Genomic DNA, 23,113 nt, shown 5'->3' with positions numbered 1-23,113 from the left:
CTGCTCGCCCGGCTGTCTCCGGTTCGCTCAAGCGAGGAATGCCTGCCCGATGTTTCAGCCTTGCCTGCCTTGTGGCACAGTGGTTGCCTCTGCCCTAGCGGGGTCAAGCTCATGGGCCGGTTCTTCGAACACGCAATGATCGACTACGGCGAGTGCAACCGCATCGTCGCCCATGCGACGGTCGGCCGCTCGCGCACCTGGGTTTCCGTGGCGGCCTGCAAGCCGAACGAGGGCCGCTGGCTGCGCGGTTTCGACGATCTCGTGGTCGGCATCTTCGATGTCAGCAAGCCGTTCACGATGGAGCGCGATCGCGGTGACGGGCTGGAACGGCTTCGGATCAAGCCCGGATCCGTCTATGCCATTCCATGGGGCTGCCCGCGGTTTGCCGCCTGGAACGGCACCTATCGTTTTCCCAGCGTCGCCGTGCCGCGGAGCTGGGTCCGCGGGTTCCTCACCGAGGGCGGGGTCGGCAGCGAGGATGCCATCGTCGAGGGTTCCCGGCTCGCGGCCGAGGATTCGGTGATCGCCGTCCTCGTGCGCCGGCTGGTCGATGCCCATACCAACGGGCGCGTCATCGACGACCTTGACGACCTCTACTGCGACCAGGCCATGGGCCTGATCGTGTCGGCGCTGATGCGGGCAGGCGGGCGTCGCGAGTTCCATGCCGCAACCGGCCCGCACTGGCGCATTCGCAGGGCCATCGACTATGTCGAAGCCCGCTACCAGCAGCCCCTGACGCTCGACGACATGGCCCTCGCGGCCGGGCTGTCCAAGTATCATTTTTCGCGGATGTTCAAGTCGGCGACCGGCTCCTCCCCGCACGAATGGGTTCTCCAGCATCGCCTGGGAAAGGCGCGGGAGCTCCTGATGAGCACGCGCCGGCCGGTGGTGGACATCGCGCGGTCAACGGGCTTCGCCTCGGCGAGCCGGTTTGGCGAACTGTTCCGCCGGCATTTCGGCAAGACCCCCCGGGAGTGGCGCGACGCCGGCTTCTGAGCAGCCCTGCAGGTCAGGGCAAGATGCGGACAGGATCGCAAGATCCGGAGATTGCCCGGTTCCCTGCGCGCCGTAGGCTCGATGGGAGCAATGCCTCCCGGGCCCTTTGCCCACCCGCTGTCTTCTAGCCTGGTGATCTCATGTTGTCCCGAACCCTTCTCCGCGCCCTGTCCCTCGCCTTCGCGACCGTGCTCGCCTGCGCCGTGTCGGCCCCTGCCTCCGCCCAGCAGCGTGTCGTCGTCGGGCACCCCGCACCCTGGAATGTCCAGTTCGCCTTCTTCACCTTCGGCGAGCAGCTCGGCTATTTCCGCGAGGAGGGCATGGCCCTCGAACGCGTCTCCGTGACCGGCTCGGCCGTGCTCCTGCCGCAGGTCGCCGCCGGGCAGGTTCATTTCGGCTACGCCAATCCGGACCTCGCCATCATCGCCCTCGCGCGGGGCGAGCCGATGCCGCTGCGCTTCTTCATGAACTGGCTGCGCAGCCAGACCTTCGAATTCGTCGTTCCCGAGGCGAGCCCCATCCAGACGCTCGCCGACCTCAAGGGCAAGAAGCTCGGTGTCGGCGCCCTCACCTGGGGCAACCTGCCGCTCTCCCGGGCGATGCTGGCGAGCCAGAATATTGCCTGGCAGCGGGACGTCGAGGTGCTTCCCGTCGGACTTGGCGCGGCCGCCTGGCGCCGCATGCAGACCGGCGAGGTGGACGCCCTGAACCTGTTCGTCGGCGAGCACCTGCGCATGGAACTGGCCGGCATCAAGATCCGCCGCCTGCCGATGCCGGAACCGTTCCGCTCGCTGTTCTCGAACGGCTGGGTGGCCAGCGAGCAGACGCTGCGCGACAATCCGCGCCTGGCGATCGGCTTCGGCCGGGCGATGGTGAAGTCGTGGATCGCCTGCAAGGCCAATCCGGAAGCCTGCGTCCGCAGCTGGTGGGCCGCAGTGCCCGCCTCGCGTCCGGCGCCCGCCCAGGAGGCCGCCGAACTCGCCACGCAGGCGCGGATCGTCATGACCGACCGCGCGCAGATCGATGATTTCGCGGCCGGCGCCCCCCGCCAGTACGGCCACTTCCCCGACGGGTCCTGGCAGCGCCTGATCGACGTGATGCGCTCCGAGGGCCAGATCCAGCGGTCCGATCTCGACCTCGCGCGCCTGGTGACGGGCGACCTGCTGGCCGAGATCAACCGGGGGGTCGATCCCGCCGCCATCGAGGCTGCTGCCCGCGCGGCGCGCTGAGGCTGCAATGCATCGCCTGACCGTCGAGAATGTCGGTCTCGTCTATGAGACGAGCCGGGGGCCGCTCACGGCACTTGAAGGGCTCGACTTCCGTGTCGGAGACGGCGAGTTCGTCTCCGTCCTCGGGCCTTCGGGCTGCGGCAAGTCGACCCTCCTCAAGCTGGCCTCGGGCCTCATCCTCCCCACGGCCGGCAGCCTGACGCTGGATGGGGAGCGCATCACAGGGCCGCGGCCCGACGCCGGCATCGTCTTTCAGCAGCCGACGCTCCTGCCCTGGCGGCGGGTGATCGACAATGTGCTGGTGCCGATCCGCGCCATGGGCCGCAATGTCCGGGACTATCGCGACAAGGCGCAGGCGCTCATCGAACTGGTCGGTCTGGCGGGGTTCGAGAACCACTATCCGCACGAACTGTCGGGCGGCATGCAGCAGAGGGTGGGCATCGCCCGCGGCCTGGTCCACGACCCGGCCATGCTGCTGATGGACGAGCCCTTTGCCGCGCTGGACGCCATGACACGCGAGACAATGATGGACGAGATCCAGCGGATCTGGGCCCGCACCCGCAAGTCGGTCCTGTTCATCACCCATTCGATCCCCGAGGCGGTCTATCTGTCGGACCGCGTCCTGGTCATGTCGCCGCGCCCCGGCCGCGTGATCGAGGAGGTTGCCGTCGACCTGCCCCGGCCACGGACGATGGCAACCCTCGACGATCGCCGCTTTGTCGCGCTGGCCAGCCACCTGCGCGCGCAGTTCCGGGCGACGGAGGCCAATCCGTGATGGCGCTGCGCCGGCAACTGGCCGAGCTGGCCTATCCCGCCGCCGCCCTCGCGCTGGCGATCGCGGGCTGGCAGGCCGCCACAGCATCGGGCGCCGTGCCCTCCTACCTGCTGCCGGCGCCCGGCCGCGTCGCCGTGGCAATGGTTGAAGGCGCGCAGAACCCGCTCGTCTGGCGCCACCTCGTGTCGACCTTGCAGGCGACCATCTTCGGCTATCTGGCCGGTTCCGCCGTGGCGCTGATCCTGGCGGGACTGATCGCCGAGTTCCGGCCGGTCGAACGCTTCCTGATCGCGCCGCTGACGGCGATCCAGGCGATTCCGAAGGTCGCCATCGCGCCGCTGGTGTTCCTGTGGGCCGGCTTCGGGCTGGAGGGCAAGACGCTCCTTGTCGCCCTGATCTGTTTCTTCCCCGTTTTCGTCAATGGCCTCGTCGGGTTCCGAGCGGCCGACCCGAACCTGATCGACCTGCTGCGCGCAGCGGGCGCCTCGCGCCTGGCGCGCTTTTTCGAGGTCAAGGTGCCGACCGCCGCGCCGACCATCTTCGCGGGGCTGGAGGTCGCCGTGTCCTTCGCGCTGATCGGCTGCGTGGTCATGGAGTTCATCGGTGCCACCCGTGGCATGGGCTTCCTCATCCAGGACGCCTCGAACGCCTTCGATCTGCCGACGGTCTTCGCCGCGATCCTGACGCTCGGACTGATCGGCGTCGTCGGCAATGCGCTGGTTCGCCTCGCCCATCGGCGGATCGTGTTCTGGAACCGGGCCACCGCCACCACCGCGTCAGGATCCGTCGCATGATCGCGGACCGGCTCAAGACCCTCCTGGCGACACTGACGACGCTCGCGGCCTGCGCCCTCGCGTGGGAGGCGGCGATCTGGCTGTTCGAGTTGCCGCCCTTCGTCCTGCCGCCACTGACCTCCATCGGTCAGGCGCTCTACCAGGGATGGGTCGTGGGCACGCTCTACGAGCATGCCGCCTTCACCCTTCAGGGCACCGCGACGGGGCTCGCCATCGGCGTCGTCGTCGCCATCGTCCTCGGCTCGCTTGTCGCGGAAATCCGGCCGCTGGCGCTCGCTGTCTATCCACTGGTCATCGCCACGCAGTCCATGCCGACGGTTGCGATCGCGCCGCTGATCGTCGTCTATCTCGGAATCGGGCTGCCCTCGAAGGTCGCGACCGTCGCGCTGCTGTGCTTCTTCCCGGTCTTCGTCAACACCATCGTCGGCGTCCGCGGCGTCAGTCCGGCCCTGATCGATCTCTACCGGGCCTTCGGTGCCTCGCGCCTGCGCATCTTCCTCGACGTGAAACTGCCCGGTGCGGTCGATTCCATCATGGCCGGCATCCAGATCGCCGTCGTCCTCGCCTTCGTCGGATGCGTCGTTTCCGAGTTCATCGCAAGCCCCCGGGGGCTTGGACATATCGTGAAGACCTTTGCCTCCGACCTGAACGTCTCCGTCATGTTCGCGGCGATCATCGGGCTGGGCGTGATGGGCGCGCTGGCCGGTGCCATGACCCGCGCCGCGCACCGGGCTCTCGTTCCCTGGCGGCGAACCTAGAGGCTGTTTGATGATGGATCCGTCAGATCTTCTCGCCCGCAATCTCGGGGATTGCTTCGATGTCGCCGGGCGCGCCGACAAGGTCGCGCTGATCGATGTCGCCGACCCGGAAAATCCGGTCTCGCTCACCTATGGCGAACTCGGCAGCCAGGCGGATGCGCTGGCGCGCGGCCTTCTCGCGCGCGGCTTCCGGCGGGGCGACCGCATCGGCATCCTCGGTTTCAATTCCTGGCGCTATGTCGTCGCCTTTCTCGGCACGATGCGGGCAGGCCTGGTCACGGTCCCGATCTCGATCAAACTGGCGACCGACATCGTCGACTACATCGTCCAGGATGCTGCGCTGAAGGCGGTGTTCCATGACGGCGCGCATGTGAGGCTGGTGCCGGAAGGCCTGCCGGCCATCGCCCTGGAGGCCGGCGCCTTCGACGATCTCCTCAGCCCCGGCCCCTTCACGCCCGTCAGGCCGGACCCGCACGAGGTCGGCATGATGCTCTACACCTCCGGGTCGACCGGGCGGCCCAAGGGGGTGCTGCTGTCGCATGCCTCGCAGCTCTGGGGCCTCGCCAAGGCGTCCGAACTGTTCGGGGACGTGTCCGCCAACCGCTACATCGTCGCGGCGCCGCTCTACCACATGAACGCGACCTTCAGCGTCAAGATGGCGCTGCTCGGGGGGGCGAGCTTCGTGCTGATGCCCTCCTTCAACGCGGCTGCCTATCTGAAGGCCGTCGCGCGCCACCGAGTCACCTGGCTGACCTCGGTCCCGACCATGCTCGCTTTGTGCGCCCGCGAGAAGGAGCTGTTCGCAACCCTCGACCTCTCCTCGGTCAAACGCGTGATGATGGGTTCGGCGCCGCTGACCCAGGCCCTGATCGACAAGGTCGAGGCGCTGTTTCCCGACGCCATCCTGTCCAACAGCTACGGCACCACCGAAGCGGGACCCGTGGTCTTCGGGCCGCACCCCGAAGGCAAGCCGCGTCCGGTGATCTCGCTCGGCTATCCGGTCGATGGCGGCGCCATGGAACTGCGCGAGGGTCCCTCGCCCGACGAGGGCGTTCTCTACATGCGCAATCCCTCGCTGATGGAGGGTTATCACAACCTGCCGGAGAAGACCGGCGAGGCCCTGCGCGAGGGCTGGTACCGGTCCGGCGACATCATGCGCCGCGATACCGACGGTTTCTATTATTTCGTCGGCCGGGCCGACGACATGTTCGTGGTCGGCGGCGAGAATGTCTGGCCCGGCGAGGTCGAGAAGCTGCTGGAGCGGCACGAGGCGGTGCACCAGGCGATGGTCGTGCCGGTGCCCGACGACGTGAAGGGCACGCTGCCCTTCGCCTTCGTGGTCGCGCGACCGGGCCTGTCGGTCACGGAGGAGGAGATCAAGGCCTTCGCCCTCGCCAACGGTCCGGCCTTCGCCCATCCGCGCTTCGTCGAGATCGTTTCCGAAATTCCGCTTGCCGCCACCAACAAGCCCGACCGCAGCGGCCTCACCCGTCGTGCCGCCACCATCGCGGCAGAGCGGCGCAGTCGCGGCGAACGCGCCGACAAGGGTCTGGCCTGAAGGAGCAGCCGATGATCGACCAGGATGCATTCGCACGGATCGTTGCCGGGTTCCGGCAGTCGCCGGCCATCGCGGCGCTCGGCATGGACGCGATCGACATCGACGCGGCCGGCGTCGTGACCGGCAGCCTGCCACTCAAGCCGGAACACGAGCGGGCCACGGGGTCGGGCCAGTTCCATGGCGGGCCGATTGCCTCGTTCATCGACACGATCGGCGACCTGGCCGTGGCCGCCGCGGTGGGTGGCGGCGTGCCGACCATCAACCTGCGGGTCGACTATCTCAAGCCCGCGACGGGACCGCAGCTCACCGCCCGGGCGACGGTGCGCCGCCTCGGACGCACCGTCGCCGTGTGCGACATCGACGTCCTCGATGCCAGGGGATCGCTGGTCGCCATCGGCCGCGGCACCTACGGCTCGCAGACCGGATAGGGAAGGAACAGCCATGCGCGCAATGGTGCTGATGAACCACGGGGGCAACGAGGCCTTCTCCTATCGGACGGACTGGCCCGATCCGACGCCGGGTCCGGACGACGTCGTCCTGCGCGTCAGGGCCTGCACGCTGAACTATCACGACGTGTTCACGCGCAACGGCATGCCCGGCATCAAGGTGCCGATGCCGATCATCATCGGCATCGACATTGCCGGCGATATCGTCGCGGTCGGCGCGTCAGTGGCAGATTTCAAGGTCGGCGACCGGGTGCTCGTCGATCCCATCGACCGGGTGAAGGGCGGCCTGACCGGCGAGACCTATGACGGGGGCCTTGCCGAATATGTCCGCATCCCGGCCCACCAGCTCGTGCCGCTGGATGCCGCCATCTCCTATGCCGACGCGGCGGCGCTGCCGGTCGCCTACGGAACCGCCTACCGCATGATGATCGCGCGCGGAAAAGTCTCCGCCGGCGAGACCGTACTGATCCTCGGAGCCTCCGGCGGGGTCGGCACCTGCTGCGTGCAGCTGGCCAAGCAGGCGGGCGCGACGGTTGCGGTCTGCGCCTCGTCGGACGAGAAGCTCGCGCGGCTCGCCGAGATCGGTGCGGACCATCTGATCAACTATGCGACCGATGACTTCGTGAAGGCGAGCCAAGCCCTCTTCGGCCGCGCGCGCGTGTTCCAGGACGAGGGCAAGGGGGTGGACGTTGTCGTCAACTTCACCGGCGGCGACACCTGGACGCGCTCGCTCCGCGTCATGAAGCGCGACGGCCGGCTGCTCACCTGCGGCGCAACGGCAGGCTACAACCCGCCCGAGGACATCCGCTTCATCTGGACCTTCGAGCTGAACGTCATCGGCTCGAACGGCTGGAGCCGCCAGGACGTGATCGACCTGCTCGGCCTCGTGAAGGCCGGCAGCCTGAAACCGGTCCTGCATCCCGAGCGATTCAGCCTCGACCGGGCGGCCGATGCCATGTCGGTGCTCGACCGGCGTGCGGTTATGGGCAAGGTCGTGGTGGAGCCGTGAGCGCCGCCTCGCACAGCTCCCCGATTGCCGGGCTCGATCATCTGGTCATCGCCGTCGGTGACCTGGAACAGGCGGCTGCCGGCTGGACGGCGCTCGGCTTCACGCTGTCGCCGCAGGGCTTCCATCCCCCCGAGCTTGGCACGGCAAACCACACCATCATGCTCGGCCGCGACTATATCGAGCTGCTCGGCGTGGCGCGCGCGACCGACTACAATGCGCGCACGCTGGCCTTCATCGGCGAAGGCGAGGGCGTCGAGCATTTCGCACTGGCTTCGGACGATGCGGATGCTGTGGCCTCGTTCATGCGCGGGCAGGGACATGCGCCCGTGGGGCCGGGAATCTTCGGCCGGGCTGTCCGGAGGCCGGACGGATTGGAGGGCGAGGCGCGTTTCGGCATCGTCCGCTGGCCGCCCGGCGTGACGACGGCCGGCATCGGCCTGTTCGTCTGCCAGCACCTGACGCCCGACTGGGTCTGGCTGCCGGACCTGACGCGCCATCGCAACCATGCGGTCGGCATCGCGACCGTCTATGTGGCGGCCGCCGATCCCGCACGCGAGGCTGCCGCCTTCTCCGCGGCGACGGGTCTTGAGGTGGCTGAGGCGTCCGGCGGCGTCCTCGTCCGCGGCCGCGACGGGCGCGCCACGATGCACTACGCCCCGATCGCCGCGCTTGCGGCCCGGCTGTCGGCGGAAGCCCTTGCCGGCGCGCGAGCCGAAGGGGTCGTGGCGGTCGACATCGCCACCCGCGACATCGGCTCGGCCCTGGCCGCAGCGCGCCTCACCGCCATCGGCCAGCGTGTTCCGGCTTCGGGCCTGAACGGCGTGTCGCTCGGCTTCGTCGAGGATGGCCTGCAGGCGGCCGGTTGAGATCGCCGGCCGGGCCGTTCAGCGCCTCAATCCGGAAAGACCGGGGCTCGGCGTTTAATGAAGGCAGCGATCCCCTCGCGGAAATCGGCGGTTGCGGCACGGGCAACGAAGGACGCGCGCTCGGCATCGAGCTGGGCGTCGAAGGAGCGGGCCGGCGCGTCGCCGACCAGACGCTTGACGGCGGCGGTGGTGGCCGCCGAGGCGGTCTCGAACGTGGCGGCCAGCGACAGGGCGCGTGCCTCCACCGCATCAGCCGGGACGACGTCGTTGACCAGGCCCCAGGCGAGCGCCGTTGCGGCATCGAGCCGCCGGTTGGTGAGCACGAGGTCCAGCGCGCGGCGGCGTCCGACAAGGCTTGCCAGCGACCAGGTGAGCCCGCCGTCCGGGCTGGTGCCGAGCCTGGTATAGGCGGCCAGGAAGCTCGCATCCTCGGCGGCGATAACGAGGTCGCAGGCAACCGCCAGCGAAAATCCGCCGCCGGCCACCGGTCCCTGCACGGCGGCGATCACCGGCTTGGGCATGATCGCGATGCCACGCAGCGCGGTGTGGAACAGGTCGATGAGTTCGCCGGCCGCCTCCGGCGCGCGGTCCGGATCGCTATGGAAGACCGAGAGATCCCCGCCGGCACAGAAGGACCGCCCCGCACCGGCCAGCACGACGGCGCGGATGCTGTCATCCGCCGCCGCCTCGCCGACGGCCGCGACCAGCCCCCGGCCCAGGGCCGGGTCGAGCACGTTCAACTGGCGTGGCCGGTTGAGCCGGATCAGGGCCACGGCACCATGTTGTTCCAGGATGACCGCGGGGGGTCCACTGTCGCCGGTGCTCATGGTCGTCTCCCTTGGGGCGGCGGGCCCTGTGTCGCCCGGCCTTGATCGGTGGGCGGTTTCCGCTACAGTCTGACAAAAATGAATGACATTCAATGGGAGCGAAATCATGGCCGAGGTGCGCGTTGACGAGCGCGGCGCAGCGCTCTGGCTGACCATCGACCGCGAGGATCGGCGCAACGCCCTGGACGATGCCGTTCTGGCCGAGCTGATCGCCGGGGTCGAGGAGGCAGGCCGTCGCGAGGGCATCCGCGCCGTGGTCATCACTGGCGCCGGCACGAAAGTGTTCTGCGCCGGTGGCAACCTGAAAAGCGATGCCGAGGGCGATCCGTTCCGCGGCGATCCCAACCGGCTCGACAATCCGGTGGCGGCGCTGTTTCGCGCCATGGAGGCCTCCCCGGTCGCAACCATTGCCCGCGTCAACGGCCATGCGCTCGGCGGTGGCTTCGGCCTCGTCTGCGCCTGCGATTTCGCCATCGCGGCCGATCATGTGCGTCTGGGGACGCCGGAGGTCACGCTTGGCCTGTTTCCGCTGATGATCCTGCCGGCCATGCTGCGCACGCTCTCCCGGCGCGACGTCATGCGCCTGTCGGCGACCGGCAAGCCTGTTTCCGCGGCCGAGGGCGTCGCCATCGGCGCCGTGAACGAGGCCGTGCCGGCGGCCGATCTCGACGCCCGCGTGGAGGCGCTCGTCACGACGCTTGCCGGCGGGGCTCCGACCGCCATGCGCTTCGGCCGGCGCGCCCTCAACACCATCGCCGCCATGCCCTATCTCGACGGCGTCGAATATGCCCAGCGCGTGCTGCCGCTTCTGGCCAGGACCGACGACGCGGTCGAAGGCTTCCGCGCCTTCAACGAGCGGCGCCCTCCGCGCTGGGCGCCACCTGCGGGGAGCGGGTCATGAGCGCGGACAAGCCTATCCGCATCGGCGGGGCCGGCGGCTTCTGGGGCGACAGCACGGACGGTGCCCGCCAGCTCGTCGAACAGGGCGGGATCGACTACCTGGTCTTCGACTATCTCGCCGAGATCACAATGGCGCTGCTGGCCCGCATCCGTGCGCGCAAGCCCGAGCTTGGCTATGTCCCGGATTTCGTCGATGTGGTGGCGCCGCTGCTGCCGCAGATCATGGCGCGCGGCATCCGGGTGATTTCCAATGGCGGCGGCATGAACCCGCCGGCCGCCGCCGCCGAACTGGCGCGCCGCGCAAATGCGCTGGGCCTTACGCCGAAGATCGCCGTCGTCACCGGTGACGATCTTCTCCCGCACATCGATATCTTCCGGGCCCGCGGGACGGTGGAGATGTTCACCGGCTTAGCCATGCCGGAGCGCCTGGCCAGCGCCAATGCCTATCTGGGTGCCGGCCCGATCGTGGCGGCCCTGGCGGCCGGCGCCGATATCGTGGTGACCGGCCGCTGTGTCGATTCCGCCGTCACGCTCGGCGCGCTCATGCACGGCTTCGGCTGGCAGCCGACCGACCACGACCGGCTCGCCGCCGGCAGCCTTGCCGGCCATCTCATCGAATGCGGGGCGCAGGTCACCGGCGGCATCGCCACCGACTGGCACGAGGTGCCCGGATGGGAGGATATGGGTTTTCCGGTGGTCGAGTGCCATGCGGACGGCACGTTCCTTGTGGGCAAACCGCAAGGCACCGGCGGCCGCATCACCCCGCTCACCGTGGCCGAGCAGATGCTCTATGAGATCGGCGATCCGGCGGCCTATGTGCTGCCGGATGTGACCTGCGATTTCCGCGCCGTGACCATGGTGCAGGACGGCCCGGACCGTGTGCGGGTCGTGGGCGCCCGGGGGACGCCGCCGACCGGCAGCCTCAAGGTCAGCGCCACCTGGCAGGACGGCTTCCGCACCATCGGCACGGTCACGATCGGCGGGCGCGATGCTGCGGCGAAGGCGGCGCGTGCCGGGGCCGCTATCCTCGCGCGCGCAGAACGCCTGGCCGCCGCTGCCGGCCATGGTCCCTTCGCCGAGACCTCCATCGAGGTTCTGGGCGCGGAAGCGACCTATGGTGCTGAGGCGCGCCCCGAGGCCGCAGCCGCCCGCGAGGTGGTTCTGAAGATCGCCGCCCGTCACGCCTCGGAGGCGCCGCTCGCCATCCTGACCCGCGAGATCGCGCCGGCCGCCAGCAGCATGGCCCAGGGCCTTACCGGCTTCTTTGCCGGGCGTCCGGGCGTTCAGCCGGTCTATCGCGGCTTTTCGTTCCTCGTTCCTGCGGACAGCGTCACGGCCACGGTCACGATGGGCGACGAGCGCTTCGACGTCGCCATGCCCGAAGGGTCGTCGGCCCCGGCGGAGAACACCGAGACGACGGAGATCCAGCCTCCGGTCTCTGGCGATGAAGCAGCGGCTGCCCGCACCGTGCCGCTGGTCGACCTCGCCGTCGGCCGGTCCGGCGACAAGGGCAATTCGGCCAATATCGGCGTCATTGCGCGGCGGCCCACCGACCTTCCCCTCATCCGCGCCGCCCTGACGGCAGAGGTCGTGGCGGATTTTTTCCGGCACACCGGCGTCACCCGCGTCGAACGCTTCGACCTGCCGGGCATCCACGCGCTCAACTTCGTGCTGCACGACTGCCTCGGCGGCGGCGGCGTGGGCTCGCTGCGCATCGATCCGCAGGGCAAGGCCTTTGCGCAGATGCTGATGGACTGTCCCGTTCCCGTCCCGGCCGGGTTCGCGCCGGCGCCCCGCGGAGGCTGACCCCATGACTGACCGTCCGTCCTCCGACACGCGGCCGCCGGGCCGTGACCCGCTGACCGCGCCGCTCACGTTCCGCGACGACCTGCTGAAGGACCAGGTCGTGCTGGTCTCGGGGGCCGGCAGCGGCATCGGCAAGGCCATCGCCATCCAGTGTGCAAGGCTTGGAGCCAAACTCGCCATCTGCGGCCGCAAGCCCGAGAAACTGGAGGCGACCGCCGCCATCCTGAGGGACGTCGGTGCCGAGGTGCTGGTGCGGCCGACCACCATCCGCGATGCCGAGGATGTCGGTCGCCTGCATGAGGAGGTCTGGGCGCGCTTTGGCCGGCTCGACCACCTCGTCAACAATGCCGGCGGCCAGTTCCCGCAGGCGGCCATCGACTATTCGGTGAAGGGCTGGAACGCCGTCATCGACACCAATCTCAACGGCACCTGGTACATGATGCAGGCGGCCGCCCGCGGCTGGCGTGACCGCGGCCTGCCCGGCTCCATCGTCAACATCGTCACGGTCATCTGGCGCGGCATGCCGGGGGTGGCCCATACCTGCGCCGCGCGCGCGGGCGTGATCTACCTGTCGAAGACGGTGGCCATCGAATGGGCGCCGCTCAATATCCGCATCAACTGCGTGGCGCCGGGCACCATCGCCACCGAGGGCATGGACGTCTATTCCGACGAGGCCCGCCGCGACCTGCCGCGCTCCAACCTCATGCAGCGCTTCGGCGATGCCACCGACGTCGCCGATGCCGTAAGCTACCTGATCGGCCCGAGTGGCGCGTTCGTCACCGGCGAGGTGGTCGTGGTCGACGGCGGAAACCAGGTCTGGGGCGACCAGTGGACCATTCCCCGACCGGATTATTTCAGGGCCGACTGACGGGCGCGGCAGGTCTTGGCGAGCCGCCCGGCCTCCACGCTACCCGGGTGCGATTCAAGATTGTTGACAATCTGCAATCAGAGCTTTTGCATGGAGCCTCCTGACGCACCGGCGCACCTGGAGGGACCCAACATGATCGACCGTCGCAGATTCGGCACGGGACTGGCCATCACCGCACTTGTCGCCCCGGCGGGCGGAATGCTGCCGGCTTCGCCTGCGCTGGCGCAGGAGACGGGCACCCTGGCGGAGGTGAAGCGCCGCGGTTCGCTGCGTGTCGGCGTCACCCAGGCGCCGCCGTGGTATTCCAAGGACCCGCGCACGGGCGAGTGGAACAGCGGCGTGGGCGTCTCGATCGGCAAGGCCATGGCGACCGCGCTCGGCGTGCGCTTCGAGCCGGTGGAGGTCACCTGGGGCACGGCCGTCGCTGCCCTTCAGGCCAACCGCATCGATATCATGTATGTGCTCGACGCCACGCCCGAGCGTGCCCAGGCGGTGGATTTCCCGCGGGCGCCGCTGCTCTACTACTCGCTGGCGGTCCTCGCCAAGGACGACCTTGCGGTGCGCAACTGGGAGGATCTCAACAAGCCTGACGTGCGCATCGCCGTGCCGCAGGCGACCAGCATGGACCGCTACCTCACCGCCAATGTCGCCAGGGCTGCCATCCAGCGCTTCCCCGGCAATACCGAGGCGATCGCCGCCTTCCAGGCCGGTCGCGTGGAGGCGGTCTGCCTGTTCCATCCGCCGCTCATCGCCGCCCGCCAGCGCCTCGGCACCGGCAAGATCGTCGTGCCGCAGCCGACCCAGTCCAATGCCTCAAGCGCGGCTGTGCGCAAGGGCGATGCGGCCTTCCTCGCCTGGGTCGATGCCCGCGTGGAGGAATATTACCGGACCCGCCAGATCCAGACCTGGTACGAGGAGTTCCTGACCGGCTTCGGCCTCGACCCCAAGTCGGCCCCGCCGATCATCAAGGAAATGCTCGGCTGATCGCCCGGCGCGGCCGATGTATGCCTGGGACTTCTCGGCCGTCTGGGCCAATGCCGACCTGCTTCTGGCAGGGCTCGGCAATACGCTTGCACTGACGGCAGTGGCACTGGCCGGCGGGCTTCCCGTCGGCCTGGCGCTGGCGTTGGCGCGGCTCTCGGGGCTGAGGGCCCTCGCCATGCCGGCGGGGATCATCATCGAGGTGTTCCGCACGACGCCGCCGCTCGTCCAGCTCTTCTGGTTCTATTTCGGCCTGCCCATCGTGCTGCGCGTCGAGATGACGCCGTTCCTCGCCGCGGCCCTGACCTTCACGATCCAGTCCGGTGCCTTCTTCGCCGAGATCTTCCGGGCCGGTATCGTCTCCATCGACAAGGGCCAGCGCGAGGCCGCGCGCGCCATGGGGATGTCGGCTGCCCAGTGCATGCGCCGCATCATCCTGCCGCAGGCGGTCAAGCGCATGTTCCCGGCCATGATGGAGCGCTCCATCGAGCTGATGAAGACCACGACGCTGGTCGCCACCGTCTCCTTCGCCGACCTGCTCTACCAGGCCAACGAACTGGCGCAGAAGACCTTCCGCCCGCTGGAGGTCTTCACGGCCGCCGCGCTCATCTATTTCGTCACCATCTCGATGCTCTCGTTCCTCGGTTCGCGGCTGGAGAAGCGCATGGCGGCGAGCGGCGAGATGATGGCCCGCACATGACCTACACCTGGGACTTCGCCTCCGTCCTCGACAACTGGCCGGCACTCGCTGCCGGGGTTACCGGCACGTTGCGCCTCTTCGCCATCTGCCTCGTGCTCGGTCTCGGGCTCGGACTGGCGGTGGCGCTGATGCGGCTGTCGCGGCCCGCGCCGCTGCGCTGGCTGGCCATCGGCTTCATCGAGTTTTTCCGCAACACGCCGGTTCTCGTCCAGATTCTCTGGTTCTATTTCGCGCTGCCGATCCTCGTCTCGGTCGAGATCACGCCCTTCATCGCCGCCATTCTCGGCATCTCGCTCAACTCGGCCGCCTATTCGGCCGAGATCTACCGGGGCGGCATCCAGTCCATCGAGCCCGGCCAGTGGGAGGCGTCCCGCTCCATCGGCATGTCGGCCAGCCAGACCCTGCGCCGGGTGGTGCTGCCGCAGGCGCTGCGGCGCGTGCTGCCGGCGCTGACGAACCGCGGCATCGAGATCTTCAAGATGACCACGCTCGCCTCGGTGGTCGCCTATGTCGAGCTCCTGCATCAGGGCAAGCTGGTCGCCTCGCTGAACTTCAACCCGCTGGAGGTCTATACGGTCATCGGCGCCCTGTTCTTCGTGCTGCTCTACCCGATGGTCCGGGCGACCTATGCGCTCGAGCGGCGCCTTGCGCGGAGCGATTGAGCCATGACCTCCGCTCCCCCTGGCGCACCCGTGCTCGGCCTGAAGGGCCTCGCCAAGAGCTTCGGCGGCGCGTCCGTCTTTGCCGGCGTCAATCTCGATGTGCGGGCCGGTGACCGCATTGCCATCCTCGGCGCCTCCGGGTCGGGCAAGTCGACGCTGCTGCGCTGCATCAACTTCCTGGAACGCCCCGATGCCGGCCGCGTCGAACTGGCCGGTCAGGCGGTCGGAACCGAACGCCGGCGCGGCGAGCGCTCCGAGATCCGCTATGAGGAGCGCGAACTGAACCGCCTGCGCCAGCAGGTCGGCATGGTGTTCCAGCAGTTCAACCTGTTCCCGCACATGACCGTCATCGGCAATGTCATGGAGGGGCTGGTGACCGTGAAGCGCCTCTCGCGCGACGAGGCCCGGCCGAAGGCGCTCGCCGAGCTTGGCCGCGTCGGCCTTGCCGACAGGGCGGAGGCCTATCCCTCGCATCTGTCGGGCGGGCAGAAGCAGCGCGTGGCCATTGCCCGGGCGCTCGCCATGGAGCCGGAGATCCTTTTGTTCGACGAGCCGACATCGGCGCTCGACCCGGCTCTGGTCGGCGAGGTTCTCAACACCATCCAGTCGCTGGCCGAGGACGGCCGCACCATGCTGCTCGTGACCCACGAGATCGGCTTTGCCTATCACATGGCCACCCGCGTGCTGTTCCTCGCCGAGGGCGGCATCTACGAGCAGGGCACCCCCGACGAGGTCCTGAAGACTCCGCGGCGCCCGCTCACCCAGGCTTTCCTTGCCGGCCACCGCCGGTTCAGCTTCTGACAGGACATCGACCCATGAGCAGCACCGAGGCCAGCGCCCAGGGCTATCTGGACGACCCCCGCAACGAGACCGTGCTGGTCTATGTCGACGGCGCCTTCGTGCCGCGTGGCGAGGCGCGCGTCTCGGTCTTCGACAGCGGCTTCGTGCTCGGCGATGGGGTCTGGGAGGGACTTAGGCTCAAGAACGGCCGGATCATCCAGCTCGCAGCCCATCTCGACCGGCTGTGGGAGGGGGCGGGGTCCATCGCGCTCGACATCGGCCGCAGCCGCGAGGAGGTCGAGGCGGCGGTGTGGGAAACGCTTGAGCGCAACGCCATGACCGACGGTGCCCATATCCGCCTGATGGTCAGCCGCGGCCTAAAGAAGACGCCGAACCAGGATCCACGCTTCGTCATCGGCAGGGCGACGATGGTCATCGTCGCCGAATACAAGACCCCGCGGCCGGAGGCGAAGGCGCGTGGCCTCACGCTGTTCACCTCCACCTTCCGCACCAGCATGCCCGACGTGTTCGACCTGCGCCTCAATTCCCACAGCCGCCTGAACCTCATCCAGGCGCTCATCCAGGCCATCAATGCCGGCGCGGACGAGGCCCTGATGCTTGACCCGCAGGGCTTCGTTGCCAGCTGCAACTCGACCAATTTCTTCATCGTCCGCCGCGGCGCCCTTTGGACCTCGACCGGAATGTTCTGCTTCAAGGGCCTGACCCGGCAGGCGGTGATCGATGCCTGGCGTGCGGCCGGCGGCGTGGCCGAGGAACGGCCCTTCACGCTGGCCGAGGTCTATGCCGCCGACGAGGCCTTCGTCACCGGCACGCTCGGCGGCGTCACCCCCGTCACCCGCATCGACGGACGCGTGATCGGAGCCGGCAAGCCTGGCCCGGTCACGCAGCAGGCGTCCAACCGCTATCTGGCACGGGTGGGGGGATGAGAAGCGAGATCCAGCTGGCGGCCGATCGCGGCGTGACCCAGGTTCAGCGCGCGACCTTCCGCGAGCAGATCGCCGACCGGCTGCGCCATGCCATCATCGGCGGGCACATTGCCCCCGGCAGCGCCGTCACCGAGCAGCAGCTTGCCGCCGAGTTCGGGGTCAGCCGCGGCCCCTTGCGCGAGGCCATGAGCCAGCTTGCCGAGGAGGGCCTGCTGGTCACCGTGCCCTATACCGGCACACGGGTGATCAGCCTGTCACGCGAGGATGTCCGGGAAATCTACTCGATGCGAACCTCGCTCGAGACCCTGGCCTTCCGCGAATTGTGGGAGCACCGGACACCGGCCTTTGCCGAGAGCCTGAAGCAGCGCCACAAGGCGCTGCTGGCCGTCCTGCCAGACGGAGACGGCTTCGCCGCCTCGCTGGCCGAGGTACGCCTGCACTCCACCGTCTATGAGTTCTGCGGCCACCGGCTGCTCCTCGAGACCTGGCGGCGCATCGCCTCGCGCCTGCATCTCTATCTGGCGGTCCATCAGAAGGCGCATGGTCGTGCCGGGCCCTTGAGCGATGCCCACAGCGCCTATGTCGCGCTCGCCCTCGGCGACCGGCTCGACCTGATGCTGGCCGAGATCGAGCACCACATGCAGCGCGGTGTCATGCAGATGCAGGCCTATGTCGGCGAGGCCAGGCCCTGAAACCTGCCTTCTGACGGGGCAGGTTGCCCATCCTGCGGTCAGACACCCGGCATTCGCCGCGCCAGCATCGGCACGCCGGCTGTGCTCTACTCGGCAGGACCGACGCACCGGGGAGAGGGCCGTGCAGCGCATCACCATCACCATCGACGACGACCTGCTGACCGTGGTGGACGCGCTTGCGCAGCGGCGCGGCTATGGCAGCCGGTCGGAGGCGATCCGCGACCTCGTCAGGGAGGCCGCGTCACGGCAGGACGCGACGGGAGCGGGCGATGCGCCCTGCATCGCGACCCTGACCTATGTGTATGAACACGAAACGCGCGATCTCGCCCGACGCCTGACGACCGCCCAGCACCATCACCATGACCTGTCGGTCTCGACGCTGCACGTCCACATGGACCACGAGGACTGCCTCGAGGTCAGCGTGCTGAAGGGCACGGTCGCCGAGGTGCAGGCCTTTGCCGACGGGGTGGTGACGCAGCGCGGCGTGCGGTTCGGAAACCTCCATGTCATCCCTGTCGGGGCGCCGGCTGGCCCTGGAAAGCGCCACGGCCATCGCCTCGGTCATGGTCGCGATCATGACCACGATTGACCACGGGCGTGTGGGCGATCCGGGCCGGTAGGCACTTTGCACGAAACATGCATACTCCGCTTCAGACAGGCATCCTGCCTCTGCCCTTTCGGGGGCGCTGGAGCGTTACACCATGCGATGGCTTGCCCTTGCGCTTCTGGTGCTGATCGGCGCTCCCCAGGCGTCCGCACAGGCCCCGTCCGAAACGGCCGTCATCGCCGTCGGCGGCGATCCGGGGCATCTCAATCCCGCCATCTCGACGGCCGGTCCCCTCCATGCGGTGGCCGCCTCGCTGTTCAACGGGCTGGTGGCGCTCGACCCCGATGGCAATCCGGTTCCCGAACTCGCCGAGTCCTGGGCCTTCTCCAATGACGGCACGACGGTCACCTTCCGCCTGAGGGCGGGGGTCGAGTGGCATGACGGCCGCCCGTTCACCGCGTCCGACGTCAGGTTCACCTTCGAGCAGGTGCTGTTCCGCCTTCACGCGCGCGCCCGCGCGGGGCTTGCCCCGGCCGTGGCCACCATTTCCGCCCCCGATGACCGCACGGTGGTGTTCCAGCTGAAGCGCCCGCATCCGGCCCTGCTGCGCCAGCTCGACGTGACCGAGGCGCCGATCCTGCCGCGCCATGTCTATGGCGAGGGCGAGATCGCCACCCACGCCGCCAATCTCAACCCGGTCGGCACGGGTCCCTTCCGTTTCGAGAGCTACCGCCAAGGCGACCAGGTCGTGCTGGTGCGGAACACCCGCTATTTCAAGCCGGGCCTGCCGCATCTGGACCGACTGGTCTTCCGCGTCATTCCCAAGGCAGCCACGCAGGTGAATGCGCTCTCCCGCGGCGAGATTGACATGCTGCAGCGGGTCGCTCCCGCCGATGTCGAGCGGCTGCGCAGCCGCCCTGTCACGCTGATGGAAACGCGTTCCGCCGCCGGCGGCGCCAACTGCATCATGACCGTGTCGTTCAACCTGCAGCGCCCGGCGCTCGCCGATCGCCGGGTGCGCGAGGCCTTCGCCCGCACCGTCGATCGCCAGCAGATCCTCGAGCGCGTGGTGTTCGGCCAGGGCCGGGTCGCCGAGGCGCCGATCGGCTCGGGCATCGGCTGGGCCCATGCGCCCGGTCTGCTTGCCGGCTACAGGCCCGACATCGCCGCGGCCAACCGCCTGCTGGACGAAGCCGGGCTGCCGCGCGATGCGAGCGGCCAGCGCCTGACGCTGGACATGCTGCACTTCCCGGCCTTCGCCCGCTATTCGGAGCTGATGCGTCAGCATCTGGCGCAGGTCGGGATCGCCCTGCGCGTGCGCACGCTCGACCCCGCAGCCTTCGCGCAGGCCGTGTTCACGCGGCGCGACTTCGACATCGCGCTGATCTCCTACTGCAACGGCACCGATCCGGAGATCGGCGTCAGGCGCATGGTTCATTCGAGCACCATCGGCGCCGTGCCCTTCTCCAATGCCGCCGCCTACAGCAATGCCGAGGTGGACCGCCTGTTCGACGCCGCCAGCCGCACCGTCGATGACCGCGAGCGCGGCGCGCTTTACCGGCAGGCACAGGCCATCATCGCGCGAGACTTGCCCTATTGGTGGCTGGTAGAGACCGACTTCACCGCGGCATGGAACGCCGGGTTCTCCGGCTTCGCCCCCTGGGGCGGCCAGTTCGCGGAGACGGCGCGGAGGAGCCGGTGAGGGCCTTCCTCGCCGGCCGCCTGATTGCGGCCGGCATCGCGCTGTGGGCCGTCGCGACGCTCACCTTCGTCCTGATCAACCTCGCCCCCGGCGGACCGGCCGTCGCGCTGGCCGGCGACTATGGCGCTCCCGGCCAGATCGAGGAGATCACGCGCGCCTATGGTCTCGACCGGCCTTTGGGTCTGCGCTATCTCGACCACATGGTGCGCCTCGCCACGGGCGACCTCGGCCAGTCCTACCGGTCACAGGCGCCGGTGCGCACACTGATTGCGGAAAGCCTGCCGGTTTCGCTCGCCCTGCTGGTCCCGGCCATTCTCCTGTCCGCCCTGATCGGGATCGGTCTCGGCCTAGGCACCGCCAGCCTCGGCAGGGGCGGCGCCGGACTGTTCACCGGTCTGATGGCGGCAGCCCATGCCGTTCCGGTCTATGTCGTGGCGCAGGGGCTGGTGCTGGGCCTTGCGGTCTGGCTCGGCCTCCTGCCTGTCCAGGGTCTTCTCGATCCGCGCCAGTCTCCGACCGGCATCGCCGCCGTGGCGGACATGGCGAGGCACCTGATCCTGCCGGTCACGGCTCTGGCCCTCCATCACGTCACCTTCATGGCGCTGATGACGCGCACGCGTCTCGCCCTGGAACTCGCCCGGCCCTATGCGGTCACCGCGCGCGCCAAGGGGCTGTCACTGGGCCGCACGCGTCGAAACCATGCCCTGCCCAATGCGCTGCTCCCTATCGTCACCCTGAGCGGACAGCGTCTCGGCGGCATCCTCGGTGGCGTGGTGATCGTCGAAACGGTCTTCGCCCTGCCCGGCCTCGGCCGGCTGGCGGTCGCGGCCACCATCGCCCGCGACCATCCTCTGGTCATCGGGACGGTGCTGGCCGCCTGCGCCATCGTCATTCTCGGCAACCTGATCGCCGACATCCTCGTCGCCTGGCTCGACCCGCGCACGGCCGGGGACCTTTCGTCATGACCGCCGGGCCGGAACTGCGCGGCCGGCATGGTCCGGCACTGCTGGCGATCCTGCTGTTCGGCACCTGCCTGGTGGCGGCGCCGCAGGGCTCGCTGGCGCAGCTGCCGATTTCGACGCCTTTCCTGCCGCCCGGGGCGGCGCACCCTCTCGGCACCGACGATCTCGGCCGCGACATGTTGCAGGCGGTCCTGCAGGCCGGGCGGACGACATTGCTGGTGGCCGGCCCGGCGACCGCCCTCGCCCTCGGGCTCGGCATTCTCGCCGGCATGGCGGCCGCCCTCGGCGGCCGCGTCGCGGACGAGGTGGTGATGCGGCTTGCGGACATTGCCGCCGGCCTGCCGACCCTGCTGGTCGCCATCCTGACGGTGGCGCTGTTCGGCGGTTCGACGCTGGCCGTGGCGCTGGTCATCGGCCTCACCCGATGGCCGATGGTCGGGCGGCTCGTCAGGGTCGAGGTCATGGCGCTGCGCCAGGCCGAGTTCATCCGCGCCGCCGAGGCGCTCGGCCTGTCGCGCCTGGCCATCGCCCGCCGGCACATGCTGCCCAATGTCGCCGCGCAGGCCGCCACCGCCACCGGCATCCTGTTCGGTGGCGCCATGGTGGCCGAGGCGGCGCTCGCCTTCGTGGGTCTGGGCGATCCCGAGGCCACGAGCTGGGGGCAGTTGCTGGCCAGCGGCTTCAGCTTTGCCGACAGGGCCTGGTGGGTCTGGGTGGTGCCGGCGGCCGGCATGGTCACCGCCTCCGCGCTGGTCGCCATGGCGGCGCAGGAGCAGCAGGGCCGGTGACGGTGATCCGGCCCGCCGGCTTGTGGAGGCCCGGCCGATGTGCCAGACAATCGGAGCGAGCAGTGCCCGCCGCAAGGCGGGTGAAACGGGAATGCGGTCAGGGCCCCGGCCCGATGCCGCAGCTGCCCCCGCAACTGTAGGCGACAAGTCGGCCTCGCAAGACCACTGGCCCGAGGGCTGGGAAGGTGAGGCCGGCGGCGAGTCGCGAGCCAGGAGACCGGCTGCTCGGAACTGCTGCTGATGGACGCTGTCCGGCGGGGTGCACGGAGAGCGCGCTGGCGAGGCCGAATGCCGGGCCTCGACCGTCAGGGCTGGCCCTCAAGGCGCCGACGCGCCGAACCCTTCATCATGCCCGAACCCTTCTTCCTCCGGTTCTGTGCCGTCGCGGCCAGGCTGCGCCCCCAGCGGGCGAAGTCGGCCGCGGCCAAGCTGCGCGACCGTGCCGGTCCGCGGTCCGCCATCCCTTTCCTCACGCCATTCTGAAAGCTCCGTCCATGTCCCTTTCGCCGGCATCTGCCGCCATTCCTGTCACCATCCTCACCGGCTTCCTCGGCGCGGGGAAGACCACGTTGCTGCGCCATGTCCTGACCGAGGCCCACGGCAAGCGCATCGCCGTCATCGTCAACGAATTCGGCGATCTCGGCTTCGACGGCGGGCTTATCGCCGGCTGCAACGCGCCCTCCTGCGCGCCTGATGACGTGGTGGAGCTGACCAATGGCTGCATCTGCTGCACGCTGGCCGACGACTTCCTCCCGACCATGGAAAAGCTGCTCGCGCGTTCGACACCGCTCGACGCCATCCTGATCGAGACCTCGGGCCTTGCCCTGCCGCAGCCGCTGGTGAAGGCCTTCCAGTGGCCGACCGTGAAGGGACGTGCCACCGTCGATGCCGTCGTGACGCTGGTCGACGCCGCCGCTCTCGCCGAGGGCCGCCTGATCCTCGACGACCATGCGGCCGCCGGCCCGGAACCCGAAGACCATGACGAGCCGATCGAGGAGGTGTTCGAGGACCAGCTGGCCTGTGCCGACATCGTCGTGCTGACCAAGACGGATCTGGTTCAGCCTGACCGGCTCGATGCCATCGAGGCCGAACTGCACCCGCACCTGCGCGCCGGCATCCGTCTGGTGCGGTCGTCCGGGACGCTGGCGCCGGACGTGCTGCTCGGCCTGATGCGGGCCGCGGAGGACGACCTGTCCTCCCGTCATGGCCATCACGGCGAGGGTGCCGACCATGAGCACGACGATTTCGATTCGACGGTGATGGCGCCGGAGCCGTTCGGCTCGCGCGACGAGGCTGTGGCCCGCCTCCGCAAGGCGATGGCCACCGAGGGCGTGCTCCGCATCAAGGGCCATGCGCTGATTGCCGGCAAGCCCGCTGCTCTCGTGGTCCAGGGCGTCGGCGACCGGGTCGATACGGCGTTTGCCGCTCCCGGCAGCGCAGCGCGGCCGGGACTGGTGGTGATCGGGCTGAAGGGCTTCGACGCTGCGGCGGTGTCCGCGGCGCTTGCGGGGTCCTGAGCC

Annotated in this window: 24 protein-coding genes and 1 riboswitch; of the genes, 23 read left to right on the top strand and 1 reads right to left on the bottom strand. The window is 69.2% G+C overall.

Features of this window, described 5'->3' with window-relative positions; all coding sequences use genetic code 11:
• The first annotated feature begins 111 nt into the window (after window positions 1–111).
• The 9 genes from ACTIFS_RS00625 (at window position 112) to ACTIFS_RS00585 (ending at window position 8,431) form a co-directional block, all read left to right on the top strand.
• Window positions 112–996, top strand: a complete 885-nt coding sequence (locus tag ACTIFS_RS00625) for a helix-turn-helix domain-containing protein (RefSeq protein ID WP_439572094.1) — start codon at window positions 112–114, stop codon at window positions 994–996.
• Between the two features lie 140 nt (window positions 997–1,136).
• Window positions 1,137–2,225 (top strand): ABC transporter substrate-binding protein, encoded by a 1,089-nt coding sequence (locus ACTIFS_RS00620; RefSeq protein ID WP_439572093.1) that lies wholly within the window; start codon window positions 1,137–1,139, stop codon window positions 2,223–2,225.
• A gap of 7 nt (window positions 2,226–2,232) precedes the next feature.
• Complete coding sequence (locus ACTIFS_RS00615) at window positions 2,233–3,000, top strand: ABC transporter ATP-binding protein (RefSeq protein ID WP_439572092.1); 768 nt, start codon at window positions 2,233–2,235, stop codon at window positions 2,998–3,000.
• Window positions 3,000–3,794 (top strand): ABC transporter permease, encoded by a 795-nt coding sequence (locus tag ACTIFS_RS00610; RefSeq protein WP_439572486.1) that lies wholly within the window; start codon window positions 3,000–3,002, stop codon window positions 3,792–3,794. Before ACTIFS_RS00615 ends, ACTIFS_RS00610 begins: the two co-directional genes overlap by 1 nt.
• On the top strand, window positions 3,791–4,552 hold the full coding sequence (locus ACTIFS_RS00605; RefSeq protein ID WP_439572091.1) for an ABC transporter permease: 762 nt from the start codon (window positions 3,791–3,793) through the stop codon (window positions 4,550–4,552). Before ACTIFS_RS00610 ends, ACTIFS_RS00605 begins: the two co-directional genes overlap by 4 nt.
• Window positions 4,553–4,562: 10 nt before the next feature.
• Window positions 4,563–6,110 carry a class I adenylate-forming enzyme family protein gene (locus ACTIFS_RS00600; protein ID WP_439572090.1) on the top strand — a complete coding sequence of 516 codons (1,548 nt, stop codon included), beginning with the start codon at window positions 4,563–4,565 and terminating at the stop codon, window positions 6,108–6,110.
• Window positions 6,111–6,121: 11 nt separating this feature from the next.
• Complete coding sequence (locus ACTIFS_RS00595; protein ID WP_439572089.1) at window positions 6,122–6,538, top strand: PaaI family thioesterase; 417 nt, start codon at window positions 6,122–6,124, stop codon at window positions 6,536–6,538.
• A gap of 13 nt (window positions 6,539–6,551) precedes the next feature.
• Window positions 6,552–7,565 carry an SDR family NAD(P)-dependent oxidoreductase gene (locus ACTIFS_RS00590; protein ID WP_439572088.1) on the top strand — a complete coding sequence of 338 codons (1,014 nt, stop codon included), beginning with the start codon at window positions 6,552–6,554 and terminating at the stop codon, window positions 7,563–7,565.
• Window positions 7,562–8,431 carry a VOC family protein gene (locus ACTIFS_RS00585; protein ID WP_439572087.1) on the top strand — a complete coding sequence of 290 codons (870 nt, stop codon included), beginning with the start codon at window positions 7,562–7,564 and terminating at the stop codon, window positions 8,429–8,431. Before ACTIFS_RS00590 ends, ACTIFS_RS00585 begins: the two co-directional genes overlap by 4 nt.
• 26 nt (window positions 8,432–8,457) lie before the next feature.
• Here the strand turns inward: ACTIFS_RS00585 and ACTIFS_RS00580 are convergent, their stop codons facing one another.
• Window positions 8,458–9,258, bottom strand: a complete 801-nt coding sequence (locus ACTIFS_RS00580; protein WP_439572086.1) for an enoyl-CoA hydratase/isomerase family protein — start codon at window positions 9,256–9,258, stop codon at window positions 8,458–8,460.
• A 106-nt stretch (window positions 9,259–9,364) separates the two neighbouring features.
• Between ACTIFS_RS00580 and ACTIFS_RS00575 the strand changes: the two genes are divergently transcribed.
• The 14 genes from ACTIFS_RS00575 (at window position 9,365) to cobW (ending at window position 23,110) form a co-directional block, all read left to right on the top strand.
• Entirely contained in the window at window positions 9,365–10,159 is a 795-nt protein-coding gene (locus ACTIFS_RS00575) for an enoyl-CoA hydratase-related protein (protein ID WP_439572085.1), read from the top strand.
• Complete coding sequence (locus ACTIFS_RS00570) at window positions 10,156–11,964, top strand: acyclic terpene utilization AtuA family protein (protein WP_439572084.1); 1,809 nt, start codon at window positions 10,156–10,158, stop codon at window positions 11,962–11,964. Before ACTIFS_RS00575 ends, ACTIFS_RS00570 begins: the two co-directional genes overlap by 4 nt.
• A gap of 4 nt (window positions 11,965–11,968) precedes the next feature.
• Entirely contained in the window at window positions 11,969–12,832 is an 864-nt protein-coding gene (locus tag ACTIFS_RS00565) for an SDR family oxidoreductase (protein ID WP_439572083.1), read from the top strand.
• Between the two features lie 132 nt (window positions 12,833–12,964).
• Window positions 12,965–13,816 carry a transporter substrate-binding domain-containing protein gene (locus ACTIFS_RS00560; protein WP_439572082.1) on the top strand — a complete coding sequence of 284 codons (852 nt, stop codon included), beginning with the start codon at window positions 12,965–12,967 and terminating at the stop codon, window positions 13,814–13,816.
• 16 nt (window positions 13,817–13,832) lie between these two features.
• Window positions 13,833–14,513, top strand: a complete 681-nt coding sequence (locus tag ACTIFS_RS00555) for an amino acid ABC transporter permease (RefSeq protein ID WP_439572081.1) — start codon at window positions 13,833–13,835, stop codon at window positions 14,511–14,513.
• Entirely contained in the window at window positions 14,510–15,175 is a 666-nt protein-coding gene (locus tag ACTIFS_RS00550; protein WP_439572080.1) for an amino acid ABC transporter permease, read from the top strand. Before ACTIFS_RS00555 ends, ACTIFS_RS00550 begins: the two co-directional genes overlap by 4 nt.
• Before the next feature lie 3 nt (window positions 15,176–15,178).
• Window positions 15,179–15,976 (top strand): amino acid ABC transporter ATP-binding protein, encoded by a 798-nt coding sequence (locus ACTIFS_RS00545; RefSeq protein ID WP_439572079.1) that lies wholly within the window; start codon window positions 15,179–15,181, stop codon window positions 15,974–15,976.
• A gap of 14 nt (window positions 15,977–15,990) precedes the next feature.
• Window positions 15,991–16,902: an aminotransferase class IV gene (locus ACTIFS_RS00540; protein ID WP_439572078.1), complete on the top strand. Its 912-nt coding sequence runs from the start codon at window positions 15,991–15,993 to the stop codon at window positions 16,900–16,902.
• Window positions 16,899–17,594: a GntR family transcriptional regulator gene (locus ACTIFS_RS00535; RefSeq protein ID WP_439572077.1), complete on the top strand. Its 696-nt coding sequence runs from the start codon at window positions 16,899–16,901 to the stop codon at window positions 17,592–17,594. The genes ACTIFS_RS00540 and ACTIFS_RS00535 overlap by 4 nt, the downstream gene beginning before the upstream one ends.
• Window positions 17,595–17,715: 121 nt before the next feature.
• Window positions 17,716–18,183: a nickel-responsive transcriptional regulator NikR gene (gene nikR, locus ACTIFS_RS00530; protein WP_439572076.1), complete on the top strand. Its 468-nt coding sequence runs from the start codon at window positions 17,716–17,718 to the stop codon at window positions 18,181–18,183.
• Between the two features lie 112 nt (window positions 18,184–18,295).
• Window positions 18,296–19,843 (top strand): ABC transporter substrate-binding protein, encoded by a 1,548-nt coding sequence (locus ACTIFS_RS00525; protein WP_439572075.1) that lies wholly within the window; start codon window positions 18,296–18,298, stop codon window positions 19,841–19,843.
• On the top strand, window positions 19,840–20,808 hold the full coding sequence (locus ACTIFS_RS00520; RefSeq protein WP_439572074.1) for an ABC transporter permease: 969 nt from the start codon (window positions 19,840–19,842) through the stop codon (window positions 20,806–20,808). The genes ACTIFS_RS00525 and ACTIFS_RS00520 overlap by 4 nt, the downstream gene beginning before the upstream one ends.
• Entirely contained in the window at window positions 20,805–21,593 is a 789-nt protein-coding gene (locus ACTIFS_RS00515) for an ABC transporter permease (protein ID WP_439572073.1), read from the top strand. Before ACTIFS_RS00520 ends, ACTIFS_RS00515 begins: the two co-directional genes overlap by 4 nt.
• Window positions 21,594–21,636: 43 nt before the next feature.
• Window positions 21,637–21,833, top strand: a riboswitch (cobalamin riboswitch).
• A gap of 254 nt (window positions 21,834–22,087) precedes the next feature.
• On the top strand, window positions 22,088–23,110 hold the full coding sequence (cobW, locus tag ACTIFS_RS00510; protein ID WP_439572072.1) for a cobalamin biosynthesis protein CobW: 1,023 nt from the start codon (window positions 22,088–22,090) through the stop codon (window positions 23,108–23,110).
• Window positions 23,111–23,113: the final 3 nt, after the last annotated feature.

This window comes from Phreatobacter sp., assembly GCF_051860605.1.
Classification (GTDB): Bacteria; Pseudomonadota; Alphaproteobacteria; order Rhizobiales; family Phreatobacteraceae; genus Phreatobacter.
Note: the sequence above shows the minus strand (reverse complement) of the source record. Positions and strands in the feature narration are given on the sequence as shown.